This window comes from Methylobacterium brachythecii (genome assembly GCF_014196345.1).
Lineage (GTDB): Bacteria > Pseudomonadota > Alphaproteobacteria > Rhizobiales > Beijerinckiaceae > Methylobacterium > Methylobacterium brachythecii.
Window position 1 is genome coordinate 155546 of the sequence record NZ_JACIDN010000010.1, and the last position, 16579, is coordinate 172124.

General features: G+C 67.6%; 17 protein-coding genes. 13 read left to right on the forward strand and 4 right to left on the reverse strand.

All coding sequences use genetic code 11. The annotated features are described in order from the left end of the window. Positions 1–2 precede the first annotated feature (2 nt). On the forward strand, positions 3–983 hold the full coding sequence (locus tag GGR33_RS23015) for a MotA/TolQ/ExbB proton channel family protein (protein ID WP_183511638.1): 981 nt from the start codon (positions 3–5) through the stop codon (positions 981–983). Further along, positions 983–1996, forward strand: a complete 1014-nt coding sequence (locus GGR33_RS23020; RefSeq protein ID WP_183511644.1) for a peptidoglycan -binding protein — start codon at positions 983–985, stop codon at positions 1994–1996. The genes GGR33_RS23015 and GGR33_RS23020 overlap by 1 nt, the downstream gene beginning before the upstream one ends. Before the next feature lie 138 nt (positions 1997–2134). On the opposite strand, the gene GGR33_RS23025 is transcribed toward GGR33_RS23020, so the two are convergent. Together GGR33_RS23025 and GGR33_RS23030 are read right to left on the reverse strand one after the other, a co-directional pair. Further along, positions 2135–3157: a D-cysteine desulfhydrase family protein gene (locus GGR33_RS23025; RefSeq protein WP_183511971.1), complete on the reverse strand. Its 1023-nt coding sequence runs from the start codon at positions 3155–3157 to the stop codon at positions 2135–2137. A 6-nt stretch (positions 3158–3163) separates the two neighbouring features. Continuing rightward, a complete protein-coding gene (locus GGR33_RS23030; RefSeq protein ID WP_183511659.1) occupies positions 3164–5056 on the reverse strand; it encodes an ABC transporter transmembrane domain-containing protein in 1893 nt (630 codons plus the stop codon). A gap of 181 nt (positions 5057–5237) precedes the next feature. Between GGR33_RS23030 and rpmE the strand changes: the two genes are divergently transcribed. From rpmE to GGR33_RS23080, 10 genes are all read left to right on the forward strand, one after another. Then, a complete protein-coding gene (rpmE, locus tag GGR33_RS23035; protein WP_183511664.1) occupies positions 5238–5492 on the forward strand; it encodes a 50S ribosomal protein L31 in 255 nt (84 codons plus the stop codon). A 263-nt stretch (positions 5493–5755) separates the two neighbouring features. Then, on the forward strand, positions 5756–6187 hold the full coding sequence (secG, locus tag GGR33_RS23040) for a preprotein translocase subunit SecG (RefSeq protein ID WP_183511668.1): 432 nt from the start codon (positions 5756–5758) through the stop codon (positions 6185–6187). A gap of 215 nt (positions 6188–6402) precedes the next feature. Then, on the forward strand, positions 6403–8058 hold the full coding sequence (gene pyrG, locus GGR33_RS23045; protein ID WP_183511681.1) for a CTP synthase: 1656 nt from the start codon (positions 6403–6405) through the stop codon (positions 8056–8058). A gap of 16 nt (positions 8059–8074) precedes the next feature. Then, on the forward strand, positions 8075–8473 hold the full coding sequence (locus tag GGR33_RS23050; RefSeq protein WP_183511692.1) for a DUF350 domain-containing protein: 399 nt from the start codon (positions 8075–8077) through the stop codon (positions 8471–8473). A 78-nt stretch (positions 8474–8551) separates the two neighbouring features. Further along, positions 8552–9151 carry a DUF1190 domain-containing protein gene (locus GGR33_RS23055; RefSeq protein WP_183511696.1) on the forward strand — a complete coding sequence of 200 codons (600 nt, stop codon included), beginning with the start codon at positions 8552–8554 and terminating at the stop codon, positions 9149–9151. Next, complete coding sequence (locus GGR33_RS23060; RefSeq protein ID WP_183511701.1) at positions 9151–10320, forward strand: glutathionylspermidine synthase family protein; 1170 nt, start codon at positions 9151–9153, stop codon at positions 10318–10320. The genes GGR33_RS23055 and GGR33_RS23060 overlap by 1 nt, the downstream gene beginning before the upstream one ends. Before the next feature lie 60 nt (positions 10321–10380). Then, entirely contained in the window at positions 10381–10833 is a 453-nt protein-coding gene (locus tag GGR33_RS23065; protein WP_183511707.1) for a DNA polymerase III subunit chi, read from the forward strand. An 8-nt stretch (positions 10834–10841) separates the two neighbouring features. Next, on the forward strand, positions 10842–12593 hold the full coding sequence (locus tag GGR33_RS23070; protein ID WP_183511713.1) for a S10 family peptidase: 1752 nt from the start codon (positions 10842–10844) through the stop codon (positions 12591–12593). Then, a complete protein-coding gene (locus tag GGR33_RS23075) occupies positions 12590–12979 on the forward strand; it encodes a hypothetical protein (RefSeq protein WP_246413409.1) in 390 nt (129 codons plus the stop codon). Before GGR33_RS23070 ends, GGR33_RS23075 begins: the two co-directional genes overlap by 4 nt. 105 nt (positions 12980–13084) lie before the next feature. Next, positions 13085–13648 (forward strand): DUF4142 domain-containing protein, encoded by a 564-nt coding sequence (locus GGR33_RS23080; protein WP_183511719.1) that lies wholly within the window; start codon positions 13085–13087, stop codon positions 13646–13648. A 32-nt stretch (positions 13649–13680) separates the two neighbouring features. On the opposite strand, the gene GGR33_RS23085 is transcribed toward GGR33_RS23080, so the two are convergent. Further along, positions 13681–14532, reverse strand: a complete 852-nt coding sequence (locus GGR33_RS23085; RefSeq protein ID WP_183511722.1) for an NAD(P)-dependent oxidoreductase — start codon at positions 14530–14532, stop codon at positions 13681–13683. Between the two features lie 29 nt (positions 14533–14561). Next, positions 14562–15764, reverse strand: coding sequence for a pyridoxal phosphate-dependent aminotransferase (locus GGR33_RS23090; protein WP_183511725.1), 1203 nt, complete (start codon positions 15762–15764; stop codon positions 14562–14564). 295 nt (positions 15765–16059) lie between these two features. Between GGR33_RS23090 and GGR33_RS23095 the strand changes: the two genes are divergently transcribed. Then, entirely contained in the window at positions 16060–16290 is a 231-nt protein-coding gene (locus GGR33_RS23095) for a DUF6894 family protein (protein ID WP_183511728.1), read from the forward strand. Positions 16291–16579: the final 289 nt, after the last annotated feature.

The window sequence follows — 16579 nt, forward strand, 5'->3', positions numbered from 1 at the left end:
CGATGGTGGCTCGTCCCGCGTCTCCTCCGCTCAGCAAGCCCGGCATCTACCTCGTGCGGATGCTGGTGTTCCTGATCCTGGTCGGGTTCCTTGCCTTCGTTCTCTTCCGGCAGATCACACCGGCCTTCCTCGCCAATCCCGGGCTCAACGGGCTGATCCTCGGCGTGCTGCTGATCGCGGTGCTGCTCGCCTTCGGGCAGGTGATCCGGCTGTTTCGCGAGGTCTCCTACGTCAACGCCGTCGCCGGCCGTCAGACCCCTCCCAAGTCCAAGCCGAGCCTGCTCGGCCCGCTGGTTCCGGCCATCAGTGCGCGCACGGACGGCGCCACTCTGTCGGGCACCCGCGCCCATCTCGATACTACTGCGGCGCGGCTCGACGAGGGCCGCGAGATCCTGCGCTACGTCTCCGGCATCCTGATCCTGCTCGGCCTGCTCGGCACCTTCTGGGGCCTGATCGATACTCTCTCGGCGGTCGGCGGGGTGATCAGCGGCATGCGCGGCGGTGGTGATGCGGCCGTGATGTTCGACGAACTCAAGAACGGCCTCGCCGTGCCGCTCTCCGGCATCGGCCTCGCCTTCTCGGCCTCGCTGTTCGGCCTCGCCAGCTCGCTGATCATCGGCTTCCTCGATCTCCAGGCCGGGCAGGCCCATGCCCGCTTCCATAACGAGCTGGAGGATTGGCTGGTCTCCGGCGAGGAGCAGGCCGTCACCGTCAAAGCCGCCGCCGCTCCGCAGCAGGACGCGACGCTCTCGCGCGAGCTGCAGGAGACGCTCGACCGGCTCGGCAAGCAGATCGCTGAAGGCGGCGGCAGCCGCTCCGCGACGCAGGCCATGACCAACCTCGCGGAGGGCATCCAGGGCCTCGTGCAGCACATGCGGGCCGAGCAGCAGATGATCCGCGACTGGGTCGAGGCCCAGGCGAGCCGCGAGAAAGAGCTGAAGCAGGTGCTCGACCGGCTGAGCCGTGATCGGGTCGAACCTTAATGGCGTCCAGCCGCGCCCGTACGCATCGCAGCATCAACGTCTGGCCGGGCTATGTCGACGCGCTCGCCACGCTGCTCCTCTCGGTCGTCTTCCTGCTGACGATCTTCGTCGTCGGGCAGTTCTTCCTGTCGCAGGAGCTGACCGGGCGCGACGAGGTCCTGAACCGCCTCAACCGCCAGATCGCCGACCTCACCGATCTCCTCGCCCTCGAACGCTCGAACCGACGCAGCCAGGAGGACAGCGCCGCCTCGCTCAAGAGCAGCCTGGAGCGCGCCGAGAGCGACCGCGATCGCCTCAAGGCGCTGGCCGACGCCGCGCAGGCCGAAAAGGGCCAGTCAGGCGAAGTCGACAAGCAGCTCGAGGCCGAGCGCGCCGCCACCTCGCGGGCCCAGAACCAGATCGATGTGCTCAACGAGCAGATCCGCGCCATGCGCCGGCAGCTCGCGGCGCTGGAGGATGCGCTCTCCGCCTCTGAGAAACGCGATAAGGAGAGCCAGGCCCGCATCGCCGATCTCGGCAGCCGCCTGAACGTGGCGCTCGCCCAGCGGGTGCAGGAGCTCGCTCGCTACCGCTCCGACTTCTTCGGGCGGCTGCGCCAGATCATCGGCAGCCGCTCCGACATCCGCATCGTCGGCGATCGTTTCGTGCTGCAATCCGAGGTGTTGTTCCCGGCAGGCTCCGCCAGCCTGAAACCCGAGGCCGGCCCCGAGATCGACCGCATCGCCAGCGCCATCCTCGACATCTCCAAGGAGATTCCCGCAGACATCCCCTGGGTGCTGCGCGTGGATGGCCACACGGATTCACGGCCGATCCAGTCGGCGCAGTTTCCCTCGAACTGGTCGCTCTCGGCCGCCCGCGCCATCGCAGTGGTCCAGTACCTGCGCGGCAAGGGTATTCCGCCGCAGAGGCTGCTGGCTGGGGCGTTCGGCGAGTTCCAGCCGCTGGACACCGGCAGCAGCGAAGACGCGTATGCCAAGAACCGTCGCATCGAGATGAAGCTGACGGAGCGGTAGCCGGCTCTCGCGGCTGTCATTCCGGGGCCGCGCAGCGGAACCCGGAATGACAGCCGCCGAGGATGCCTGATCTTGCGCCATCTGCGGTTCTGGATTCCGGGTTCGCCTACGGCGCCCCGGAATGACGGAGGAGGCTGTCTAGGCCTGCCGAATTCCGAACTCGCCACGATACGCGAACAGTCCCGGCACACCACCGGTCATCAGGAAAAGCACCGCGTCCCCCGGCCGGTAGGCCCCAGCGCGAATGTCGGCGAGCAAACCCGCGAAAGCCTTGCCGCTATAGACCGGGTCAAGCAGCAACCCTTCGGTCCGGGCCATCAGCGTGACCGCCTCGCGCATGCCGTCAGTGGGAATGCCGTAGCCCTCACCGCGTGCCGCGCCGTCGATGACGATGTCCGTATCCGAGATGGCGCGCTCGGCTTCGAGCAGCTTCAGCGTATCGCGCGCCTTGGCGAGCGTGATCCGCCGCGCCTCGTCGAGCGGCGCGAGCACCGTGTATGACTTCGCCAAACGCGCATCTCGCCCGAGCGCCGCCAATCCCGCCGCGAGCCCGGCATGGGTGCCGCTGCTGCCATTGGCGGTGACGACGTGCCGGAAGGCGAGCCCCAGGGCCGCCGACTGATCGAGGATTTCGGCGATGCAGGCGGCGTAGCCGAGGCTGCCGAGGGCGCTCGATCCGCCGGACGGAAACACTGCGCCCCGCCGCCCCTCGCCTTCCAGCTCGGTCGCACGCGCCGTGGCGGCGGCGAGCGAATCCGCATCACCCGGCAGCAGATGCACGCGGGCACCAAACAACTCGTGCAGGAGGCGATTGCCGTTGCCGACATAGTCGCCGTCGTCCCGCGGCACCGAGCGGGTCAGAAACAGCTCGCAGCGGAACCCGCACCGCGCCGCCGCCGCCGCGGTCAGCCTGGCGTGGTTCGACTGCAGGGCGCCCACCGTGATCACGGTGTCGGCACCGTCCGCCCGCGCCTGCCCGAGCAGGAATTCGAGCTTGCGCAGCTTGTTGCCGCCGCCGCCGACCGGCCCGATATCGTCGCGTTTCACGAAGATCCGCACGCCGTTCAGCTGGTCTCCCAGATGGCGACTCAACCCGTCGAGCGGCTGAATCGGCGTGGGTCCGCCGATCAAGTCGATCCGTGGAAAACGCGAGAGATCCAGCAAGGCCTACTCCGCCGGAAGAGCTGCGAGCTTGAGATGGGGATCGCGCGGCCGCGCGCTGTCGGCGAGCGGATCGGTGAACTGCAGGGCGGCGAGCTGCGCGTAGAGCTTCCCGCGCGCCAGCAGGCTCTCATGCGTGCCCTCCTCGACGATGCGGCCGTCGTCGAAGACGAGAATGCGGTCGGCGGCGCGGATCGTCGCGAGGCGGTGGGCGATCACCAGGGTTGTGCGGCCTTCCATCAGATGGTCGAGGGCGTTTTGCACGGCGCGCTCGCTCTCGGCGTCGAGGGCCGAGGTGGCCTCGTCGAGGAGCAGGATCGGCGCATCCTTGAGGATGGCGCGGGCAATGGCGACCCGCTGGCGCTGGCCACCCGAGAGCGTCGTGCCGCGCTCGCCGACCTGCGTCTCGTAGCCCTGCGGCAGGGCGCGGATGAAGCCGTCGGCATTGGCGAGGCGAGCCGCGTGCTCCACCTCGGCGACGCTCGCGGAGGGACGCCCGTAGCGGATGTTGTCCAGGACACTGCCCGAAAACACGGTGGGGTCCTGCGGCACGAGCGAGAGGCGCGACCGCAATGCCTCCGGATCGACGGTGGCGATGTCGGTGCCGTCGACACGGATGCGGCCGCTCTGCGGATCGTAGAAGCGCAGGAGCAGTTGCAGCACGGTGGTCTTGCCGGCACCCGACGGGCCGACCAGCGCGACGCGCTCACCCGAGGCGACGTTGATGCGGATGCCGTCGAGGGCCTGATGCTCCGGCCGCGTCGGATAGATGAAGCGGACATCCTCGAACGCCACCTCGCCGCGCGGCGGAAGCGGCAGGACAGCCGGGTTCTCCGGTGCCCGGATCGCCGGCTCGCTGGCCAGGATCTCGCCGAGTCGCTCGGCTGCGCCCGCGGCTTGCGCCAGCTCGCCATAGACTTCGGAGAGCTGCCCGAGGGCGCTCGCGCCGAACACCGCATAGAGCACGAACTGCGAAAGCGTGCCCGCGCTCATGGCGCCCGACAGCACGCTCTGCGCGCCGTACCACATCACGCCGACGACGGAGCCCGAGATCAGGAAGATCGCGACGCCCGTGAGAATGGCGCGCGCCTTGATCGAGGCGAGCGCGGCCGCATAGGCGTTCTCGGCCGCGTTGCCGAAGCGGGCCGTGGTCTCGCGGCCCATACCGAAGGCCTGCATGGTGCGCACTGCGCCGATCGCCTCCGAGGCATAGGCCGAGGCATCGGCGAGTCGGTCCTGCGCCGCGCGCGAGCGACGGCGGACGCCGCGGCCCGAAAGGATCAGCGGAAACACGATCAGCGGGATCGCGCAGAGCACCAGGATCGAGAGCCGTGGGCTCGTCCAGACCATCATCACGACGGCGCCGACGAACAGGAAGGCGTTGCGCAGCAGAATCGAGATCGAGACGCCGAAGACCGACTTCACCTGCGTCGCGTCGGCGGTGAGCCGCGAGACGATCTCGCCGGATTGGGTGCGGTCGTAGAAGGCGGGATCGAGTATGGTCAGCCGCGAGAAGACGGCCGTGCGGAGGTCGGCGACGACGCGTTCGCCGAGGCTGACCACGGTGTAGTAGCGCCCGGCGCTCGACAGGCCGAGCACGGCCACCACGCCGAGCAGCGCCACGAAATAGCTGTCGATGAAGGCATGGCCCTCGGGCGAGAAGCCGTGATCGATCACGCGGCGGATCGCGATCGGCACCACGAGGGTCGCGCCGCTGGCGAAAATCAGCGAGAGCAGCGCCGCGAAGATGCGGCCGCGATAGACGGCGGCGAAAGGAATGAGTGGCTTCAGCGCGCCGAGCGGGGCGCGCTTGGCGGCGTCGCGGCCATCCTCCGTCGCCTTGCCCCTACCCCTGCGCTTGCCTCTCGCCTCGGTGGCGGTGTCACGCACGGCGGCCATTGGTCCTCGTCATCGTCTCGTCCCAGGTTTGTCTTGGCCAGAAGTCTTTTGGTTGTGCTCTGGCGCGGTCTTGTTCACGGAAGGCGGCTGAGGTATAGGCCCGCCTTCACCGATACGCGCGTGATATTCGGCCGCGGGACGCCGCGCCGTCCGGTCGGCGTGACCCAATCAGGACTTCGTCATGGCAAAAGATGCGGCCGCCAAGGCCAAGGGGACCGAGCATCCCGACTACCACTTCATCAAGGTCGTGATGACCGATGGGACCGAGTACATGACCCGGTCGACCTACGGCAAGGACGGCGACGTCCTCAACCTCGACATCGATCCCAGCACTCACCCGGCCTGGACCGGCGGCGAGCAGAAGATGCTCGATCGCGGCGGCCGCGTCTCGCGCTTCAACTCGCGCTTCGGTGGACTGGCCTTCGGCAAGAAGTGATTCTCTAGGGAGTTGGGCGCCTGCGCCCGACCCTCGGTCGATGAAGGGGCGGCGCTCTGCAGCGTCGCCTTTTTCGTATCCGACCGCCGGGGACGACCGGCCGGGACGCGGCTGACGTCGCCCGTGCAGGCCAGCCCCTGGCGCCGGTTGGCGCAGATGCCCAACTGGTGTACGAGCCCGCTGACCGAACGGAGGAGACCTCCGGGCGGTCGTTTCGTTTTGCCGAACACTACGCGTCCGCACATGCGGACCGCCGGAACCCCATGCAGACCGTCCTGATCGTCGTCCACCTCTTCATCGTCCTGGCGCTCATCGTCACGGTGCTGCTGCAGCGCTCCGAGGGCGGCCTCGGCCTTGGCGGCGGCGGTGGTGGCGGCGGCGTGTCCGGGTTCATGACCGGGCGCGGACAGGCCAACGCTCTGACCCGTGCGACGGCGATCCTCGCGGCCCTGTTCTTCGTGACCAGCATTACCCTGGCGATCATGGCGCATCACAGCGCCGGGCCGCGCTCGATCCTCGACGGCGAGGGCAATGCCCAGCCGGCCCAGCAGCCGAACGCCGACAACCTGCTCGACACGTTGCGCAAGCAGGGTGGCAACCCGGCCGACGGCGCGCCCGCGCCGCAGACCCCGGCTCCCGCCGCGCCGGCTGCCCCCGCGGCTCCGGCGACGCCTTCCGCGCCGCAGTCGCGCTAAGGCAACAGCGCGGAACGGAATCCGCGCGACGAGCGCCTCCGGGCGACCGAGAGACGTGCGGCCGGCGCATGAGCCGGCCGATGCGGGCATTCGCCCGTCGAAATTCATGAAGTCCGTCAGCGGCATGGCCCCGCGGCGCGTGCCCGATGGGCCGCGCGGTGGATGAACCTTTGCGGTTTGGCGAATCGCGTAACCCCGTTTAAGGACCGAGGCCCATGACGCAGTATCCGACGCATGGGATTTCGACGCGGTATGTCTTCATCACGGGCGGCGTAGTCTCGTCGCTCGGCAAGGGACTCGCGTCGGCGGCACTGGCCGCCCTCCTCCAGGCCCGCGGCTACCGCGTCCGCCTGCGCAAGCTCGACCCCTACCTGAACGTTGATCCGGGCACGATGAGCCCGACGCAGCACGGCGAGGTCTTCGTTACCGACGACGGCGCCGAGACCGACCTCGACCTCGGCCATTACGAGCGCTTTACCGGACTGCCGGCGAGCCGCGCCGACAACATCACCACCGGCCGGATCTACCAGGACATCATCGCCAAGGAGCGGCGCGGCGATTATCTCGGCGCGACCATCCAGGTGATCCCGCACGTCACCAACGCCATCAAGGCCTTCGTGCTCGACGGCAACGAGGGCTACGATTTCGTGCTCGTCGAGATCGGCGGCACGGTGGGCGACATCGAAGGCCTGCCCTTCTTCGAGGCGATCCGCCAGCTCGGTCAGGAGCAGCCGCGCGGCACTTGCCTGTTCATCCACCTGACGCTGCTGCCCTTCATCCCGTCCGCCGGCGAGCTCAAAACGAAGCCGACGCAGCACTCGGTGAAGGAGCTGCGCTCCATCGGCATCCAGCCGGACATCCTGCTCTGCCGCTGCGACCGGCCGATTCCGAACGACGAGCGGCGCAAGCTCGCGCTTTTCTGCAATGTGCGCGAGACCGCCGTCATCGACGCGCTGGACGTGCCCTCGATCTACGACGTGCCGCTCTCCTATCGCGGCGCCGGGCTCGATCGCGAGGTGCTGGAGCACTTTGCCCTGGATGCCGAGCGCGAGCCGCCGCTCGACCGTTGGCGGACCATTTCCGAGCGCGTGAAGAACCCCGAGGGCGAGGTCACCATCGCCATCGTCGGTAAGTACACGGGGTTGAAGGACGCCTATAAGTCGCTGACCGAGGCACTGATCCACGGCGGCATCGCCAACAAGGTGCGTGTCCATCTGGAGTGGATCGAGGCCGAGGTCTTCGAGCGCGAGGACCCCGCACCGTTCCTTGAAGGCCTGCACGGCATCCTGGTGCCCGGCGGCTTCGGCCAGCGCGGTGCCGAGGGCAAGATCCGGGCGGCGCGCTATGCCCGCGAGCGGCGCGTTCCGTATTTTGGCATCTGCTTCGGAATGCAGATGGCGGTGGTCGAGGCCGCCCGGTCGCTGGTCGGTATCGAGGGCGCCAACTCTACCGAGTTCGGCGCGACGCCGGAGCCCGTGGTCGGTCTTCTCACCGAATGGATGAAGGGGGAGGCCCTGGAGCGGCGCGCGGCAGAGGGCGATCTCGGCGGTACCATGCGGCTCGGCGCCTACAAGGCGACGCTCGGATCGGACACGAAGATCGCCGGAATCTACGGCTCGACCGAGATCTCCGAGCGTCACCGCCACCGCTACGAGGTCAACATGGCCTATCGCGAGCGGCTAGAGGCCAAGGGCCTGCGCTTTTCGGGGCTGTCGCCGGACGGCCTGCTCCCGGAGACCGTGGAGCACGAGGGCCATCCCTGGTTCATCGGCGTGCAGTTCCACCCCGAATTGAAGTCGCGGCCGTTCGAGCCGCATCCGCTGTTCCAGAGCTTCGTCGCCGCGGCGGTGGAGCAGAGCCGACTGGTCTGAGCATGAGGGCCGCCCGATGAACGTGATCTCCGGGCTTCCGGCCTTCCTCGCCTATTTCGCCGCCGCGCTGGTCCTCGTCGCGCTCTACATCCTGGTCTACATCACCGCGACGGCGCATCGCGAGATGGCGCTGATCCGAGCCGGCAACACTGCCGCCGCGCTCAGCCTCGGCGCGAGCCTGATCGGCTACGCCCTGCCGCTCTCGGTGGCGATCCGCAACGCGCAGTCGATTCTCGATTGCATCGTCTGGGGTCTCGTCGCCCTGGTGGTGCAGATCCTGATCTATTGGCTCGTGCGGATCCTCCTGCCCGATCTGTCCCGCCGCATTTCGGAGAACGAGATGTCAGCCGCAATCCTGCTCGGTGCGGCCTCGCTCGCGGGCGGGATCGTGAACGCCGCCTCGATGTCGTATTGAGGGTGCGCGCGGGGGCGAGAATAGTCGGATGACGAACCAGCGGACGGACACCCGGCTCATTCCGGCAGCCAAGCGCCGATGAAGCGCTCGCAGACCGTCTCACTCGTCCTCCTCGCGGGTGCCGGCGCCGCAGCATTCGGGCTCGCCTCGGTCGATCACTCGCAGGATGAGGAGGACGTCCGCGTCTACGCAGACCCCTCGGCCTGCATCGCCGCGCATCTACGCAGCGAGGCGGATTGCCGGAGCGAGTACGAGATTGCCCGTGCGCTCTACCCGACAGCCGCCCCGCGCTACCCATCGACGACCGACTGCGAGGCTCACCACGGCTCCGGCCACTGCGTCGCCGGAGAGAGCGTCGCCGAGGCGGCGCGCGGCAAGTTCATTCCAGTGATGGCCGGCTACGTGATCGGTGCCACGACCGAGCAGAAGCTGCCGCCGCAGCCGGTCTTCGACCACGCTCCGAAGGACGAGACGCATCAGGCCAGCCATTCGACGGGCTTCCACAGCGGATATTGCACCGGCTCGGGTGCGCGCATCTGGACGACCGGCTATGGCCGATCCTCGGCGGCGCGGGTGTCCTCGGCGGCCCTGCGCGGGTCGTCCTTCGGCGGGTTCGGGAGTTCGGGACGATCCTTCTCGTCCCACTCGTCGTCCTCGCACGGCTTCTTCGGCGGCTGATGCGGCGCGTTCCCACCGGCGAGCGGCCCGACTGGCGCGAGATCGCGCGAAAAAACGGCTTCGTCTTCCACACCCTCGATGGCGCGCCCTATTGGGACGAGAGCCACGCCTACGCCTTCACCCTCGACGAGATCGAGGAGGACATCGAGGCCCCGAGCGGCGAGCTGCACGCGCTCTGCCTCGACTTCGCCGCCCGCGCCGTCGAGGACGAGCGCATCCTCGCCTCGCTGTGCATTCCCGAGAGCGCCTGGGACGCGGTCCGCGGCAGTTGGCGCCGGGGCGATGCCAGCCTCTACGGCCGGCTCGACCTGTCCTATGACGGCACCGGCCCGGCCAAGCTCCTCGAATACAACGCCGACACGCCGACGGCGCTCTACGAAACCGGCGTGTTTCAGTGGCTCTGGCTGGAGGAGCTGCTGCGCGATGGTCGCCTCCCCGCGGGCAGCGACCAGTACAACGCCATCCACGAGCGGCTGATCGCGCGCTTCCGCGAGATCGGCGCCGGCACCCTCACGGCCTTCGCTGCCGAAGCCGATGCGCCAGAGGATCGCGGCACCGTCACCTATCTGCAGGACTGCGCGCTTCAGGCCGGGCACGCTACGCGCTTCCTCGACCTCTCCGAGATCGGGTTGAAGCCTGATGGACGCTTCTGTGCGCCGGACGAGGCCTCAATCGACCTGCTGTTCAAGCTCTACCCGTGGGAATGGGCGTTCTCCGACGCCTTCGCCAAGGGCGTCGCAGGAAGCCCGACGCGCTTCCTCGAACCACCCTGGAAGGCGATCCTCTCCAATAAGGGAGTGCTCCCTCATCTCTGGGCACAGGAGCCCGGGCACCCGAATCTGCTGCCGGCTTTCTTCGAGGACGATCCACAAGCCGCGAGCCTCGGCGCATCCTACGTGCGCAAGCCGGTCTTCTCTCGGGAGGGCTCTAACATCGAGATCGTCCGCGAGGGCACGGTGCTCGCGCACGAGCCCGGACCCTATGGCGGCGAGGGCTACATCCGGCAGGCGCTCGCCGAGCTGCCGAGCTTCGACGACCGCCGCCGCCCGCTGATCGGCTCTTGGATCGTGGGCGATGCGCCGGCCGGACTCTGCGTGCGCGAGGGGCGCGGCGCCATCACGGGCAACGACGCGCTGTTCGTCCCGCACTACATCGAGCCCGCGGCCTGAGGCCGCGATGCGGCTGCGACCCCTGCGGCTCGGCCCGTTCCGCGCTATGCTGAGACCATCGTGACCGAAATCCTGTTCTATCACCTGCAGCGCCAGCCCCTCGAGAAGGTGCTGCCGAGCCTCGTCGAGAAATCGCTGGAGCGCGGATGGCGGGCGGCAATCCAGGTCGTGAGCGAGGAACGCCTGTCGGCTCTGGACGACGGTCTCTGGACCTATTCGGACGACAGCTTCCTGCCTCACGGCATCGATCGCGAGCCGGATGCGGCGACGCAGCCAGTGGTGCTGACCTTGCGGGAGATCAACCCGAACAAGGCGGCGATCCGGTTCCTCGTCGAGGGCGCCGATCTGCCGGAGGACGCCAACGACTACGCCCGCATCTGCATCCTGTTCGACGGCAACGACACCGACGCGCTGGTCCTCGCCCGCGAGCAGTGGAAGAGCGCCAAGGAGTTGGGTCACACCATCGCCTACTGGCAGCAGGACGATGACGGCCGCTGGAGCAAGAAGGCGTGAGGATTTCGATGGCCGACCATTTGGCGCTACGCGCAAACCCTCTCCCCTCTGCGGGAGAGGGGGGGCCTCGCGCAAGCGAGGATCGGGAGAGGGGTGCGCCCTCTCCGGAGACCTCGCTCTCCTCTCCCGGCCCGCTTCGCGGGGCCCCCTCCCCCGCAGAGGGGGGACGGTTATTGCGCGTGGTCGGTTCTGGACTCCTGGCGCTTGCTGTCGCCTTCGCGCCTCTGCCCTCGCTGGCCGAAACGCAGCCCGGTGCCGCGAAGAAGACCGAGCGCTCGGCGGAAGCTCGCGAGGGCCGCAAGTTACCCCCGGACTCGACGACCGAGCACACCCTGTCCCTTCCGGGCGGCCGCAGCATCGCGTTCACCGCCACCGCCGGCAGCCTCGGCCTCGTCGATGAATCCGGGAAGCTCCAGTCCGAGATCGCCTTCATCGCCTACGTGAAGAAGGGCTCGGCTGAAGAGATCGCCGCGCGGCCGGTCAGCTTCGCGATCAATGGCGGCCCCGGGGCGGCCTCGGCTTATCTCAACATCGGCGCGATCGGCCCCTGGCGCCTGCCGAGCGACGGCACCTCTATCAGCCCATCGCAAAAAATAGCGCTGCAGCCCAACGCCGAGACCTGGCTCGATTTCACCGATCTCGTCTTCATCGATCCCGTCGGCACCGGCTACAGCCGCTCGGCCGACGGCGACGGCAAGAGCTACTGGAACGTGGACGGCGATGCCTCGGTGCTCGCCTCGGCCATCGCGCGCTACCTGCGCCAGAACGACCGGATGACCTCGCCGAAATTCTACGTCGGCGAGAGCTATGGCGGCTTCCGCGGTCCGCTGATCGCCGCGAAGCTGCAGGAGGATATCGGAGTCGGACTGTCTGGGCTCGTCCTGCTGTCGCCGGTGCTCGATTTCGCCTGGCTGCAATCAGCCCGCACCACGCCGTGGGGATTCGTCACGCGATTGCCCTCACTCGCCGCCGCCGCGCTCGAACGCTCGGGCACCCGGCCGACCCGCAGCCTGATGGCGGAGGCCGAGCGTTACGCCTCGGGCGACTACATCGCCGACCTGCTCAAGGGCCCCGGCGACGCAGCAGCCGTGGGGAGGCTGTCCCAAAAGATCTCGGCGTTGACCGGGCTCGATCCCGAGACGGTCCGCCGCCAGGCAGGTCGGCCGACATCGAGCAGCTATCAGCGCGAGATCGGCCGCGACCAAGGCCGCGTGTCCTCGGCCTACGACGCCTCCGTCACGGGATGGGATCCGGATCCAACCGCGCCGACCTCCCACTTCGAGGACCCGGTGCTGACGGCTCTGCAAGCGCCGCTCACCAGCGCCATGGTCGATCTCTATGCTAACACGCTGACTTGGCGCGTGACGAACATGCGCTACGAGCTGCTCAGCAATGCGGTCAATCGCGGCTGGTCCTGGGGCTCGGGACGCAGCGCCCCGGAGGCGATGGGGGCGCTCAAAGGCATCCTCTCTCTCGACGGCTCGCTGCGCGTACTCGTCGCCCACGGCTTCACCGACCTGGTCACGCCGTATTTCGCCTCGAAAATCCTGATCGACCAGATGCCCTCCTACGGTGCCGGCGAGCGCCTGAAACTCGCCGTGTACCCCGGCGGGCACATGTTCTATGCGAGGGCCGATTCCCGCGCCGCCTTCCATGCCGACGCCGCCGATCTCTACGCCCGCGCGCTCAAGGACCGCTCGGACGGCACGGCGGCACCCGGTATCCGGGGCGAGCGGCCACAGGAGCGTCCGACGCCTTGAGCGCAATTCGCAACGTCATCGTCCTCACCCTGGCCGCCGGCCTCGTGGCCGGCTGCACCAGCACCGAGGATCGCGGGCCGGCGCCCTCCCAGCAGGCGGCGGCGACGCCCCGCCCTGTGCTGTCGCCCCCAGCCGCGCCCACCTTCTCCGGACCGATCCTCGACGGCACCGGGACCTGCAACGGTCCGGTGCCCATCGCGGCGAGCGCCATCGCGCCGGGGATCGGAGAGTGCGAACTCGTGCGCCTGAAGGGCAAGCCGCCGACCGACGTTCTCGTCGGCGAAGGGCGTGCCGGCCGGGAAGTCCAGGTGCTCTACAACGAGCCCGGCGCGAAGGAATTGTACTTCTTCGTCAACAACAAGCTCGATCGGATCGTGAAGTCGTAACCAGACCCGAGCCCCGTTCGCGCAAGGGCGCCGGCTCCGGCGGATTTCTCAGGAACATGACCGAACACCTCCGGTTTCCCGGCGACAGTCCGAGGAGATGTTCTGATGAATCGCGTAGCCATTGCAGCCCTGTGCGCGCTGCTGGCGGGCCCAGCCCTTGCCGCCGAGTCCAACGACAAGACCGTCGGGGAGCGCGCCAAATCCGTCGGTGAATCGACCGGTGTGAACTCGCTGATCGGCGTCGCCCCAATCACGGAAGACTTCGTGAAGGAGGTCGCGATCAGCGACATGTTCGAGATTCAGTCGAGCAAGCTCGCCGAGGAGAAAGCCGACGACAAGACCAAGGCCTTCGCCAAGACGATGATCGCGGATCACGGAAAGACGTCGGAAGAGCTGAAATCCCTAGTGACCGGCGGCAAGGTGAAGGCCGAACTGCCGACGGCGCTCGACAGCACACACCAGAGCAAGCTCGACAAGCTCAAGGGCCTGAACGGCGAGGATTTCACCAAGCAATACCTGTCCGACCAGGTCAGCGCGCACAAGACCGCGGTCGACCTGTTCAAGCGCTATGGGGCGGGCGGCGACAACGCCGATCTCAAGACCTGGGCCGTCAAGACGGAGCCCCATCTCGAGGGCCACCTGAAGATGGCGCAGGACCTGCAGAAATAAGGTGCTGTCTGCGTCTGGCGGGCGGTAGCTCTTCAGACGTCCCCTCGCCGCGCTCCGGCCGCGAAGGCGCGGAGCGCGGCGACGTCGTCGGCGCCCTCGTCTCGTGCCAAGCGGGCATAGAGCCGTTCGGCACCTTCGAAGATGGATCGGCCGGCCTCGTCGTCGCCGACGAAGCCGGCGATCTCACGCATCTCGGGCGCCCAGCGATAGGCCTTGGGTACCATGTCGGGCAGTCCGCGCTCGAACCGCGCGAGAAGCGCCGGCTCGGTCTCGGCGAGTTCGGCGCGTAGCGCCTCCAGCGATCCCGCGCGTGCTGCCGCGAGCACCATGGTCGCCGCCAACGCCGTCAGGCCCTTGTTCAGGCCGGCAAAGGACATCTTCAGCCCCGCTGCCGCGCCGATGCCGCCCTCGCAGGGGCGCATGTCGAGCCCGAACGCGCGCAGTTGCACCGCCGGGCCGGGATCATCGCCAGCTATGTAGAAGCGCGGCCCCGGCGCGCCGGGCTTCGGCGGCAGGCCGATGATCGCTCCGTCGAGAAACGTCGTGCCACCGGCCGCGATCACGCCGGCGACCTCACGCTTGGTTTCGACGTTGATCGCGTTGCAATCGACGTAGATCGCTCGGTCTTCACCGGCAGCGGCGAGCGGCCCCGCGAAGCGATGGGCCACGCCCATGGCATCGGCCGGCGGCACGATCGAGAGCAGCAGATCGGCGCGCGCGAGATCCGAATCCGCGGCATCCGACATGCCGGCAGCCCGAGCCCGTTCACGCGTCTGCTCGCCACGTCCCTCCAATGAGGTCAGGACGCGGACGCCATTTTCGGTCAACCGGGCGGCGATGGCGCTGCCCATTGCACCAGGAGCGACAATGGCGACCGTCCGCATGGCGCGCTCTCCCGTGGGTCGCGAAGCTCCTAACGGAGCGAGGCGCAGAAGCGTTGGATGCGCGTGCAGGCTTCTTCCAGCACCGCATTCGACGTGGCGTAGGAAATCCGCAGGTTCGGGCCGAGACCGAAGGCCGAGCCGTGGACCGCGGCCACGCCCTCGACCTGCAGCAGCTGGGTGACGAAGTCCTGGTCGGTCTCGATCACCGTGCCGCCCTCGGTGCGCTTTCCGATCAGCTCCGCGCAGGACGGGAACACGTAAAACGCGCCTTCCGGGGTCGCGCAGGTCAGCCCGCGCGCCTGGTTCAGCATCGACACGACGAGGTCGCGCCGGCCCTCGAAGGCCTTCTTGAACTGCACGAGATGATCCTGCGGGCCGTCTAGTGCAGCGACGGCCGCCCATTGCGAGATCGTGGTGGCGCCCGAGGTCTGTTGGCCTTGCACGAAATCCATCGCCTTGATGATCGGCTCCGGACCAGCTGCATAGCCGATGCGCCAGCCGGTCATGGCATAGGCCTTCGAGACGCCGTTCATCGTCACGGTGCGGTTGAAGAGCTCCGGCTCGACCTGGGCGGGTGTGACGAAGTCGAAATCGCCGTAAGTCAGGTGCTCGTAGATGTCGTCGGTGAGGACGTGCACCCGGGGGTGCCGCAGCAATACGTCGGTAATCGCCTTCATCTCGCCGCGCGTGTAGGCGGCGCCCGACGGGTTCGAGGGCGAATTCAGGATGATCCACTTGGTGTTCGGCGTCAGCACGCGCTCCAAGGCCTCGGCCTGGAGCTTGAAGCCATGCGCCATATCTGTCTCGACGAAGACCGGGATGCCGCCGCAGAGCACGACGATTTCCGGATAGGACACCCAGTAGGGCCGCGGGATCACGACCTCGTCGCCGGGGTTCATCGTCGTGAGCAGCGCGTTGTAGATGATGTGCTTGCCGCCGGTGGCGACGATGGTCTGTGAGACCTTGTAGTCGAGCTCGTTCTCGCGCTGGAACTTGCGGACGATCGCCTCGCGCAGAGGCACGATGCCGGAGACCGGAGGGTATCGCGTCTGATTGCGCTCGATCGCCTCGATCCCGGCCCGCTTGATGTGGTCCGGCGTGTCGAAATCGGGCTCGCCCACTGACAGGCTGATCACGTCGACGCCCTGGGCTTTCAGCTCGCGTGCCTTCTGCGTCATCACGATCGTCGCGGACGGCTTCACACGCGACAGGGCGTCGGCCAACAGGGCCATGACTGGGGTCTCCGAGAGGTCGTGACATGAGGCGCGCAAGGCGATGCGCGCGACGGGGCCGGACCCTATTCCTGCGGTGTCGGGGGGACAAGGGCGCGAGTTTTGGGCAAGCTCGCCCGCGAACGATCAACACCTGTGATGGTCGATATTTGCAGTTTTGATTTGTTGCCGACCGACGCTTCGGTCAAGTTGCCGACCGATCACAGTCAGCTAGGGTTCAGCGCATTTCTGCCTGAATGCTTCGCACATACACCCTTGGCAGCGACGACGCTGCGCAGCAACGAAGCTGGACCGCATGCCCCGCTACTTCTTTGATGTTCACGACGGCGTTGAAGTTCGAGACGACGTCGGTCGCGTCTTCGCGGATCAAGAGGGTGCGCGTCGTGAAGCCCTGCAGCTCGCGGCCGACTACGCCAAGGTCGTCGAGAACCTGTCAGCGAGCGGTCTTCTCGTCGTGACCGTCCGCAGCGAGGCAGGCGAGACCGTAGCTGTCGTCAGATTGATTTGTCAGATCGACGCGCCTTAGCGCGTTCCTGCGCAAGCTCGATCAACACCATCTCAAGCAAGACACGAAGCCGGAATCTTCCATGTTTGCTTAGTAAATCTCTGGCCTCCCGGCACAAGCTCTCGACATCATCGAGAACTTTTTCCTGCTCAGGCATTCTCTGATCTGCGAAGCGTGGATCACATCAACGCTGATGCAGTGAACAGCCAAGACAAGTCCAGCTCTTTGTTGCCGAGGATTTGGCTGTCGCAAGCGGCAGGGCGCTTTTGGTTCACGGCTTGTGTTTTTCAGGCAACGGCCGGTGCGAGGG

What these genes read in the sequence shown, in the direction of transcription:
- GGR33_RS23080 (WP_183511719.1), top strand. Translation starts at nt 13,085, where the DNA reads ATGAATCGCGTAGCCATTGCAGCCCTGTGCGCGCTGCTGGCGGGCCCA.
- GGR33_RS23030 (WP_183511659.1), bottom strand. Translation starts at nt 5,056, where the DNA reads ATGGCCGCCGTGCGTGACACCGCCACCGAGGCGAGAGGCAAGCGCAGG.
- GGR33_RS23020 (WP_183511644.1), top strand. Translation starts at nt 983, where the DNA reads ATGGCGTCCAGCCGCGCCCGTACGCATCGCAGCATCAACGTCTGGCCG.
- GGR33_RS23060 (WP_183511701.1), top strand. Translation starts at nt 9,151, where the DNA reads ATGCGGCGCGTTCCCACCGGCGAGCGGCCCGACTGGCGCGAGATCGCG.
- GGR33_RS23085 (WP_183511722.1), bottom strand. Translation starts at nt 14,532, where the DNA reads ATGCGGACGGTCGCCATTGTCGCTCCTGGTGCAATGGGCAGCGCCATC.
- secG (WP_183511668.1), top strand. Translation starts at nt 5,756, where the DNA reads ATGCAGACCGTCCTGATCGTCGTCCACCTCTTCATCGTCCTGGCGCTC.
- GGR33_RS23050 (WP_183511692.1), top strand. Translation starts at nt 8,075, where the DNA reads ATGAACGTGATCTCCGGGCTTCCGGCCTTCCTCGCCTATTTCGCCGCC.
- rpmE (WP_183511664.1), top strand. Translation starts at nt 5,238, where the DNA reads ATGGCAAAAGATGCGGCCGCCAAGGCCAAGGGGACCGAGCATCCCGAC.
- GGR33_RS23095 (WP_183511728.1), top strand. Translation starts at nt 16,060, where the DNA reads ATGCCCCGCTACTTCTTTGATGTTCACGACGGCGTTGAAGTTCGAGAC.
- GGR33_RS23070 (WP_183511713.1), top strand. Translation starts at nt 10,842, where the DNA reads ATGGCCGACCATTTGGCGCTACGCGCAAACCCTCTCCCCTCTGCGGGA.
- pyrG (WP_183511681.1), top strand. Translation starts at nt 6,403, where the DNA reads ATGACGCAGTATCCGACGCATGGGATTTCGACGCGGTATGTCTTCATC.
- GGR33_RS23015 (WP_183511638.1), top strand. Translation starts at nt 3, where the DNA reads ATGGTGGCTCGTCCCGCGTCTCCTCCGCTCAGCAAGCCCGGCATCTAC.
- GGR33_RS23090 (WP_183511725.1), bottom strand. Translation starts at nt 15,764, where the DNA reads ATGGCCCTGTTGGCCGACGCCCTGTCGCGTGTGAAGCCGTCCGCGACG.
- GGR33_RS23055 (WP_183511696.1), top strand. Translation starts at nt 8,552, where the DNA reads ATGAAGCGCTCGCAGACCGTCTCACTCGTCCTCCTCGCGGGTGCCGGC.